This window comes from Nocardiopsis alborubida (assembly GCF_012396365.1).
GTDB classification, from domain to species: domain Bacteria; phylum Actinomycetota; class Actinomycetes; order Streptosporangiales; family Streptosporangiaceae; genus Nocardiopsis; species Nocardiopsis alborubida.
On sequence record NZ_JAAXPG010000004.1, the window covers coordinates 288,897 to 297,641 of the forward strand.

8 protein-coding genes and 1 pseudogene are annotated in these 8,745 nt (G+C 73.0%); 5 read left to right on the plus strand and 4 right to left on the minus strand.

Features of this window, described 5'->3' with window-relative positions; translation table 11 throughout:
• The first annotated feature begins 69 nt into the window (after positions 1-69).
• A complete protein-coding gene (locus HGB44_RS06425; RefSeq protein ID WP_082768623.1) occupies positions 70-1,128 on the plus strand; it encodes an ATP-binding cassette domain-containing protein in 1,059 nt (352 codons plus the stop codon).
• Complete coding sequence (locus HGB44_RS06430) at positions 1,125-1,964, plus strand: ABC transporter permease (RefSeq protein WP_061083288.1); 840 nt, start codon at positions 1,125-1,127, stop codon at positions 1,962-1,964. Before HGB44_RS06425 ends, HGB44_RS06430 begins: the two co-directional genes overlap by 4 nt.
• A gap of 4 nt (positions 1,965-1,968) precedes the next feature.
• Here HGB44_RS06430 and HGB44_RS06435 read toward each other — a convergent pair whose 3' ends face one another.
• The 4 genes from HGB44_RS06435 to HGB44_RS06450 all read right to left on the minus strand — a co-directional run bounded on the left by HGB44_RS06435 (position 1,969) and on the right by HGB44_RS06450 (position 6,245).
• Positions 1,969-2,460 (minus strand): sensor domain-containing protein, encoded by a 492-nt coding sequence (locus tag HGB44_RS06435; protein ID WP_231972643.1) that lies wholly within the window; start codon positions 2,458-2,460, stop codon positions 1,969-1,971.
• Positions 2,461-2,575: 115 nt separating this feature from the next.
• The gene (locus tag HGB44_RS06440) at positions 2,576-3,250 is read right to left on the minus strand and encodes a hypothetical protein (protein ID WP_061083289.1); all 675 of its coding nucleotides are present in this window, start codon (positions 3,248-3,250) and stop codon (positions 2,576-2,578) included.
• A gap of 132 nt (positions 3,251-3,382) precedes the next feature.
• Positions 3,383-5,557 carry an ATP-binding protein gene (locus HGB44_RS06445; protein ID WP_061083290.1) on the minus strand — a complete coding sequence of 725 codons (2,175 nt, stop codon included), beginning with the start codon at positions 5,555-5,557 and terminating at the stop codon, positions 3,383-3,385.
• Positions 5,541-6,245, minus strand: a complete 705-nt coding sequence (locus tag HGB44_RS06450; RefSeq protein ID WP_061083291.1) for a response regulator transcription factor — start codon at positions 6,243-6,245, stop codon at positions 5,541-5,543. Before HGB44_RS06450 ends, HGB44_RS06445 begins: the two co-directional genes overlap by 17 nt.
• A gap of 220 nt (positions 6,246-6,465) precedes the next feature.
• Here HGB44_RS06450 and HGB44_RS06455 point away from each other — a divergent pair, with 220 nt between their 5' ends.
• From HGB44_RS06455 to HGB44_RS06465, 3 genes and pseudogenes are all read left to right on the plus strand, one after another.
• On the plus strand, positions 6,466-7,227 hold the full coding sequence (locus HGB44_RS06455) for a L,D-transpeptidase (protein WP_233458593.1): 762 nt from the start codon (positions 6,466-6,468) through the stop codon (positions 7,225-7,227).
• Between the two features lie 67 nt (positions 7,228-7,294).
• Positions 7,295-7,690 carry a hypothetical protein gene (locus HGB44_RS06460; RefSeq protein WP_061083292.1) on the plus strand — a complete coding sequence of 132 codons (396 nt, stop codon included), beginning with the start codon at positions 7,295-7,297 and terminating at the stop codon, positions 7,688-7,690.
• 131 nt (positions 7,691-7,821) lie between these two features.
• A pseudogene (locus tag HGB44_RS06465) lies at positions 7,822-8,516 on the plus strand (L,D-transpeptidase).
• Positions 8,517-8,745 lie beyond the last annotated feature (229 nt).

Consider the following 8,745-nt stretch of genomic DNA (forward strand, 5'->3'; position numbering starts at 1 on the left):
ATCCCCTTGTGTTCCCTGGATCGTAGGCCGTACTGTACGGCGTACGACAAGCGTGGAGAGGGGAACGCTGTGAACACGACCGGAGGCGCGGTCACCGCGCGCGGTCTGGGCAAGCGCTACGGGAAGAGCTGGGCGCTGCGCGGGTTCGACCTGGACGTGCCCCCGGGCAGCGTGTGCGGGCTGCTCGGGCCCAACGGCGCTGGCAAGACCACCGCCGTACGCGTTCTGACCACGCTGCTGCGCGCGGACGAGGGCGCCGCGCGCGTCGCCGGGTACGACGTGGCCTCCCAGGGGGACGCGGTGCGCCGGAGCATCGGACTGGTGGGCCAGAACGCCGCCGTGGACGAGGTGCTCAGCGGACGGCAGAACCTGGAGATGTTCGGCCGCCTGTACCACCTGGGCGCCCGGCGCGCCGCCGCGCGGGCCGACGAGCTGCTGGAGCGCTTCCGCCTGGCCGACACCGGACGCAAGCCGGTCAGCGCCTACTCCGGCGGCATGCGCCGCCGCCTGGACCTGGCCGCGAGCATGATCCTGTCCCCGCCCGTGCTGTTCCTGGACGAGCCCACCGTCGGGCTCGACCCCCGGGGCCGCAACGAGGTGTGGAACGCCGTCCGCGCCCTGGTGGCGGGCGACACCACGGTGCTGCTCACCACCCAGTACCTGGAGGAGGCCGACCAGCTCGCCGACCGGATCTCGGTGGTCGACTCCGGCCGCGTCGTCGCCGAGGGCACACCGGAGGAGCTCAAGTCCCGCCTGGGCGGCGACCGGCTCGACGTGGTGCTCCACGAGGCCGACGCGCTGGACCGGGCCGCCGCCCTCATCGGCCGGGTGACCGGAGAGCGGCCCGAGGTCGAGGCCGACGCGCGTCGGATCGGCGTCGGTGTTCGGAACCGGGTCGCGGCCCTCACCGAGGTGGTGAGGGCGCTGGAGGAGGAGGGGATCGAGGTGGAGGACGTCGCACTGCGCCGTCCGACCCTGGACGAGGTGTTCCTGCACCTGACCGGCGGTCATGAGGACCGTGGCGACCGCGAGGGGCGTGACGGCCACGGGGTCCGCGCTGGCGGTGAGGACCCTGTCGGCGCCGAGGCACGTGAGGACCGGGACGACCGGGTGGGGGAGAACCGATGAACGAAACCAACGACACCGCTGTCCGGGCCGCGGGGCCCGCCCCCGCCGACCGGCTGCGCTGGGCGCTGGCGGACGGGTGGACCATCGCCCGGCGCGACGTCGTGCACTGGCTGCGCCAGCCCGGCCAGCTCGTCGCGGGACTGCTGTTCCCCGTGGTCATGGTGCTGATGTTCGGGTTCCTGTTCGGCGGGGCGATGACCGTGCCCGGCGGCGGGGACTACCGCGAGTTCCTGATGCCCGGCATGTTCGCCATGGCGATGGTCTTCGGGGTGGGCGAGACGGTCACCGCCGTGTCCCAGGACGCCGCGCGCGGGGTCACCGACCGGTTCCGCTCCATGCCCATGGCGCCCTCGGCCGTCGTGGTGGGCCGGTGCGCGGCGGACATGCTCCGATCGGCGATCACCCTGGTCCTGCTGGTCCTGTGCGGCCTGCTGGTGGGGTGGCAGTGGAACGGCGGCATCGGTGAGGCCGCCGCCGGGATCGGGCTGCTCCTGCTGCTGCGCTTCTCGCTGGTGTGGGTGGGCGTCTACGTCGGCCTGGCCGTGCGGGGCGAGGGCGCCCTCGGGGCCGTGCACATGCTGGAGTTCCCACTGGGCTTTTTGTCCAACGCCTTCGTGGCGACGGCGTCCATGCCGGTGTGGCTGGGCGCGGTCGCGGACTGGAACCCGCTGTCGTCCACGGTCGCCGCCACCCGGGAGCTGTTCGGCAACCCGGGGTGGGGCGGGGAGAGCTGGATCGCGCAGAACGCGGTGCTCATGGCGGTGGTCTGGCCGCTGGTGCTCACGGCGGTCTTCTTCCCGCTGTGCGTGCGGCGGTTCCGGGCGCTCGGCCGCTGAGGGCTCAGGCGTCCGGGCGCGGGCCCGGGCTCTCCTCCAGTGCGTCGAGGAAGGCCCGGGCCCGCCTGCGGTTGCGCGCGTTGAGCGGCATCGCCACGAACAGCATGAGCGGGAACACCACGAGGCCCACGACGCTGCCCCAGAACCCGGGCCCGGTGGTGCTCATCGTCACCGACCACAGGTTCAGCGCGAGGCCCAGGCCGAAGATGGTGGCCATGGTCTTGGGCCAGTAGGGCTGCCCCAGCACGGTCTCGGCCTGCTGACGGGCGATCTGGTTGGCCACGGGGTCGGCGCCCGGGGTTCCCTGGCGGACCAGCCGCCCGGCTTCACGCAGCCTGGCCCGGTCGGTTTCCGGCGGAAGGGGCTCTTTGGGCATCGCCCGCACCATGAGCACGGCGAACACGCCCATGCCCGCGCCGAAGAACACACCGAGGGCTACCCCGGCCCCCACGATCGGGAGCGGGTCAGAGATCTGGGTGGTGGACCACAGAGTCACCGCCATGATGGTGCCGAAGGGGATTCCGGCGAGGATTCCGTTGACGACCCGTAGCCGACCGGGTTGCGTCGGGCGTAGGCACGGATACGGACGAACAGGGGAGGGCGCTGCTGGTTCATCGGACCACCCGCCCCTGGGTCGCGTCGTAGCGGTCGCAGAAGGTGCGCATCCGCTGGCGCCGGGCTCTGAGAGCCAGAGCGAAGACGGCGAATCCGGCGAAGAGGGAAATGTTGTTCAGACCTATCGCCATGAGGGTGGGGTCCTCGTTCCGGAAGCCTCGCACGAGCAGGAACACACTGTTGCCGATCATCAGTCCGTTCAGGGCGAGACAGCCGATCAGCCCCCAACGGGGCAGCACCAGACCGAAGGACCTGAGGTGTACTCCGGCGTGGACACGCGCGAGGAAATTGGTCCAGGGGTCACCGCCCATGACGGCGCTGCTGGACAGAATCCGCGCCTCACGCAGTTGTTCGCGCGTCGTCCATGGAGGCAGGTTCTTCGGGTGCACCGCGTCCAAGGACGCGGTGAGAAACAGAGCGAGGACGTTGAACACGGGAAGAGGAACCAACAAGGCGGTTCCGAGAGTGTCGGAGAAGGTCGCGGCCGCGTCCGCCCAGGCGGGGTCCACGCCGAACCAGACGAGATCCCTCATGACGACATGGAGGCCCTTCACCACCGCAAGGATGACGAGGAGCAGGAAGGACGTGATCCAGCAGACCATCATCACGCCGAACCCCGGGCCGTACAGGTCCGTATAGCTCGGGACACGGGCGTTCGGGGGCTGGTGCACGCATCCTCCGCGGGCCCGGGGCAGGGGGAAGCGCGGTCGGGCCGGTGCCGCGCCTGCCCGAATCCTAGACGGGACAGGGCGTTCCGGGCGCGGCGTGACCGCCTTCGGTCGCGGCCGGAGGCCCGGCCACCCTCAGTCCTCCGACAGCCACTCCGATCCCTCGGGCCACTCCGGTTCCTCCGCCCCTCGCGGTCCCTCCAGCGGCAGCCGCACCGTGAACGTGGTCCCCTCGCCGACGGTGCTCTCCACCGCCACCGACCCGCCGTGCAGCTCCACCAGGTTGCGCACGATGGCCAGCCCCAGCCCGCTCCCGCCGGTGCGCCGGTTGCGCGACTTGTCCGCCCGCCAGAACCGGTCGAACACGTGCGGCAGGTCCTCCGCCGGGATGCCCACACCGGTGTCGGACACCTCGACGACCGCCTCCCCGTCCGAGCGGCGCGCCCGCACGGTCACCGTCCCGGGCGCCGGGGTGTGCCGCAGCGCGTTCCCCAGCAGGTTCCCGACCACCTGCACCAGCCGGGTCCGGTCGGCGACGACCACCACTTCCCCGGCCTCGTCCCCGGCCTCCGCCACCAGCCGCAGCCCGGCCCCGGCGGCCCTCAGCCGCTGGCTGTCCACCACCTGCTCCACGAGCGCCCCGGCGTCCACCGGCTCCGGGGACAGCCGCAGCTTGCCCGCGTCCGCCAGCGCCAGGTCCTGGAGGTCGTCGACGATGTCCTGGAGCAGCAGAGTCTCGCCGACCAGCATCCCCATCCGCTCCCGGTCCAGGTCGGCGACCCCGTCCTGGGCCGCCTCCAGCCAGCCGCGCAGGTTGCTCAGCGGCGTCCGCAGTTCGTGCGAGACGTCGCTGACCATCGCCCGGCGCTGCTTCTCCAACCGCTCCAGGTGCTCGGCCATCTCGTTGAACGCGTCCGCCAGCTGCCCGATCTCCCCGGAGTCGCGCACCTCCACCCGCGAGCGCCCGCGTCCCTCGCGCATCCGCCGCACCGCGTCGGTGAGCGCGCGCACCGGGCGGACGAGCCGCGTGGACACCGCCACGCTCACCACCACCGTCAGCACCAGCACCAGCAGAACCACGCCGAATACCCGCACCAGGCCCTCGCCGGTCAGCGGCACGACGCCCGACGCCTCCGCCCCGGGATCGTCGGTGAACAGCAGCGCCGCCGGTGCCACGTAGGGGTCCAGCTGATCGCGCCGGGCGGAGTCCAGGCACGCGGAGGTGCGCGCGTCGAACCTCGGCGGCTCGGGAGGCGCTCCGGACCCCGATGCGCCCGACTCCTCGACCGCCGCCCCAGGAGGTCGCTCCTCCGCGGGTACGGGGGACCACGCCGGTTCCTGCACCGGCGCCGGTTCGTCCCGCGCGGGAGGTGCGTCCGAGCCCCCGGTCGCGCCCCGGTCCCGCGCGGACGGTTCCACGGGCACGGGGTCCGCGCCCCTGCCGGGAGCGATCGGCTCCTCCCCGGGCGGAGCCCAGGACCCGGTCTCGTCCTCGGGCATCCCGGGTTCGCGCGGAGCGCGGGCCTCGTCCGCGAGGCCACCCGGGGGCGTCGCGGAGTCGAAGGGCGACGCCACGGGAACCCCGAGGGCCCCGTCCATCCGGTACTCCGCCTCCACCTCCTCGGGAGCCTCCACACCCAGGCAGGTCCTGACCAGGCCGTTCAACTCGTCCAGCGCCTCCCGCTCGCCGTCGGTCGGCTCCTCCAGCGCCTCCAGCCCGCAGTCCAGCCACGCGTACCGGTCCGCCTGGGCCACGGTGACGGCGGGGCGTCCGCTCGGCCCGGCCTCCACCTCCACGGCCAGCCCGTACAGGTCGCGCAGGCAGCCGGCGGTGTTCTCCGCGGTCTCGGCCAACCGGACCCGCTCCGGCTCCGACAGCGCGAACGGCCCCACGGCCCGGGGATCGATGCGCCCGGTGACGTCGGAGGCGAGGGTGACGTCCACCGCCAGCGGGTCGACCACCGAGGTCGTCCGCGGCGGGAGCGGCCGGGCCTCCTGGGCCGAGTCGGCGATCAGGCCACGGTTCTCGGTGGTCAGGACGATCCGCCGTCCCGTCTCCTCGGACAGCCGTCCCACGGTCCCGCCCACGCCGTCCCACCCGGAGTGGGCGGCGGCGTAGGCGACGAGCGTGTCGTGGATGCGGGTGTCCACGGCCAGGGTCTCCCCCTGCTGCACGGTGAGCGACTCCGACGTCCTCTGCACCGCCAGCCACGCCGTCGCGAAGATCGAGCAGACCGCCACCAGCACCGAACTCGCCAGCAGGCGCGCCAGCAGGCTGTGCCGCAGCGCGCCCCTACGCCGAGCGGTCATCGCTCTTCCCCACGAGCTTGTAGCCGACGCCGTAGACGGTGACCAGCCGCACCGGCCTGCGCGGGTTCGGCTCCAGCTTCCGGCGCAGGTTCTTCACGTGCACGTCGATGGTGCGCTCGGTGATGAACCGGCTCATGCCGTGGATGTGCTCCAGTAACTGGGCGCGGGTCAGGACCCGGCCCGGCTGGGCGGCGAGCGCGGCGAGCAGCTGGAACTCGGCGGGCGTGCACGTGACCGGGGCCCCGTCCACCCGCACCGCGTGGCGCGACGGGTCCACCGCGACCGGGCCCGCGCGCAGCACCCGGTCCGCGTCGTCGGGGTCCCTGCGCGACCGGCGCAGCAGCGTGCGCACCCGCGCCATCAGCTCACGCGGGCTGTAGGGCTTGGTGACGTAGTCGTCCGCGCCCAGGTCGAGCCCGGTCAGCAGGTCCTCCTCGGTGGAGCGGGCGGTGAGCATCAGCACCGCCACGTCGGACTCCGCGCGCAGGGCCCGGCACGCGTCGAGGCCGCTCATGACCGGCATCATCACGTCCAGGACGACCAGGTCGGGGCGGTCCCGGTGGTGCGCCGCGACCGCCGCGCGCCCGTCGTGCACGACGCGGACGAAGTGCCCCTCGTGCTCCAGGTAGCGCCGGATCAGGTCGGCCTGGTTGACGTCGTCCTCGGCGACCAGCACATGCGCGCACACGGTGACCTCCGATCGGCTTCCGGCCCGGTCGGGCTCGGTGCGGCTCGATCGTACGCGCGTGCGCGAGGGCGCCGGAGCGGGGCTTCGGAGCCGCCGCAGGTCACCACACGGGACACACACGACGGGCACACGGGTTCTTCACATTCGTCGGCCAGTGTTCGTTGTCGTCCGGAGCGCGAGCACACCGGACGCCTCCCCAAGCAAAGCCGGATGGAATCCCATGCGCCCAACGATGCCCGTGAGCCCCACCCGGGTTCTGACGTCCCTCGCGGTCGCCGCTGCCCTGGCAGCGCTCACGGCCTGTTCGTCCGCCCCGGCCGACGAACCGGCCTCGGAGGAGGCGGCCGCCGACACCGCCGACACCGCCGGGGACGGCGGTGCCGAGGGTGTGGAGATCGCGACGGTCCTCGGCGACGGGGTCGACGTGCACGCCGAGCCCGGCGGCGAGGAGGTGCTGCACACCCTCGCGAGTCCGAACGACTTCGGGGTGGAGCGGGCGTTCCTCGTCGAGCGCAACGAGGGCGAGTGGCTCCAGGTGCTGCTGCCGGTCCGACCCAACGGCAGCACGGGCTGGGTCAGGAGCGAGGAGGTGTCGCTGACCTCCACGGGGTACCGCGTGGAGGTCGACACCGGCGACTTCGCGTTCACCGTCTTCGACGGGGACGAGCAGGTGCGCACCGGCGTGATCGGCACGGGGGAGGGCGAGACTCCCACTCCCGAGGGCCGCTACTACTTCACCGAGCTGCTCCAGCCGCCGGACCCGGAGGGGCCCTACGGGGTCTACGCCTTCGGCCTGAGCGGGTTCTCCGAGACGTTGGAGACGTTCGCGGGCGGGCCCGGCCAGCTCGCCGTGCACGGCACCAACGACGAGGACGCCCTGGGCCGCCAGGTCAGCCACGGGTGCGTCCGGGTCTCCAACGAGGACATCACCTGGATGGCCGAGAACCTGCCGATCGGCACCCCGGTCGAGATCTCCGCGTGAGCCGACCGGCTCCGGACCGCCGCGCGGGACGGTATCCCGCGCACACGAACCACACACGAGGACTGCCATGCGTCTGAAGCACTACCTGATCGTCGCCGGTTTCGCGGCCGCCGCCCTGTTCGGCGGATCCCCCGCCTGGGCCGACGACGCGGTCAACCCCTCCGCGGCCCCCGCCCCGATCGACTGCCCGGCGGACCCCTCCCAGGAGCCCGCGCCGCCCGCTGAGGAGACCGGTGCGTGGGCGCCCGGCGAGGAGGTCCCGGGTGAGGAGTCCGGTGCGTGGGCGCCCGGCGAGGAGGTTCCGAGTGAGGAGCCCGGTGCGGGGGTCGAGCCGTGCGACAGCTCGGCGCCGCCCGCCGAGGAGGACGAAGCGGCCGAGCAGGAGCAGCGGGACCGCGAGCGGGAGATCGAGGAGGCCGGGGCTCCCGTCCCCATGCCTGCGGACCCCAACTACACCGGCTGACCAGCTGATCCACGACCGGTGTCACCCCGTGGCGCGCACGGGGTGACACCGCGGGGACGGGGCCCGCCGCACACGCGGCGGGCCCTCTCCGCGTGCCCCGGCCTTGTGCCTCCTGCGCGTGCACGGGTTGCGTGCCCGGTCGCCGGTCGCCGGTCGTCCCCGCACAGGGGCTTCGTCCGGCCGACGAACCGGCGTCGGAGGAGGCGGCCGCCGACACCGCAGGGAACGGCGCCGCTGAGGGTGTGGAGATCGCGACGGTCCTCGGCGACGGGGTCGACGTGCACGCCGAGCCCGGTGGCGGGGAGATGTTGCACACCCTCGCGAGTCCGAACGACTTCGGGGTGGAGCGGGCGTTCCTCGTCGAGCGCAACGAGGGCGGGTGGCTCCAGGTGCTGCTGCCGGTCCGACCGAACGGTGGCACGAGCTGGGTGAGGAGCGAGGAGGTGTCGCTGACCTCCACGGGGTACCGCGTGGAGGTCGACACCGGCGACTTCGCGTTCACCGTCTTCGACGGGGACGAGGAGGTGCGCACCGGCGTGATCGGCACGGGGAGGGCGAGGCTCCCGCCCCAGAGGGCCGCTACTATTTCACCGAGCTGCTCCAGCCGCCGGACCCGGAGGGGCCCTACGGGGTCTACGCCTTCGGCCTGAGCGGGTTCTCCGAGACGTTCGCGGGCGGGCCCGGCCAGCTCGCCGTGCAGGGCACCAGCGACGAGGACGCGCTGGGTCGCCAGGTCAGCCACGGGTGCGTCCGGGTCTCCAACGAGGACATCACCTGGATGGCCGAGAACCTGCCGATCGGCACCCCGGTCGAGATCTCCGCGTGAGCCGACCGGCTCCGGATCGCCGCGCGGGACGGTATCCCGCGCACACGAACCACACACGAGGACTGCCATGCGTCTGAAGCACTACCTGATCGTCGCCGGTTTCGCGGCCGCCGCCCTGTTCGGCGGATCCCCCGCCTGGGCTGATGACGCGATCTCCCCCTCCGAGACCCCCGACTACCCCACCGCGGCCCCTGACTACCCCTCCGCGATCCCCGAGTACCCCTCCGAG

Coding starts and splice junctions, on each gene's coding strand:
- HGB44_RS06430 (WP_061083288.1), top strand. CDS start 1,125: ATGAACGAAACCAACGACACCGCTGTCCGGGCCGCGGGGCCCGCCCCC.
- HGB44_RS06445 (WP_061083290.1), bottom strand. CDS start 5,557: ATGACCGCTCGGCGTAGGGGCGCGCTGCGGCACAGCCTGCTGGCGCGC.
- HGB44_RS06455 (WP_233458593.1), top strand. CDS start 6,466: ATGCGCCCAACGATGCCCGTGAGCCCCACCCGGGTTCTGACGTCCCTC.
- HGB44_RS06460 (WP_061083292.1), top strand. CDS start 7,295: ATGCGTCTGAAGCACTACCTGATCGTCGCCGGTTTCGCGGCCGCCGCC.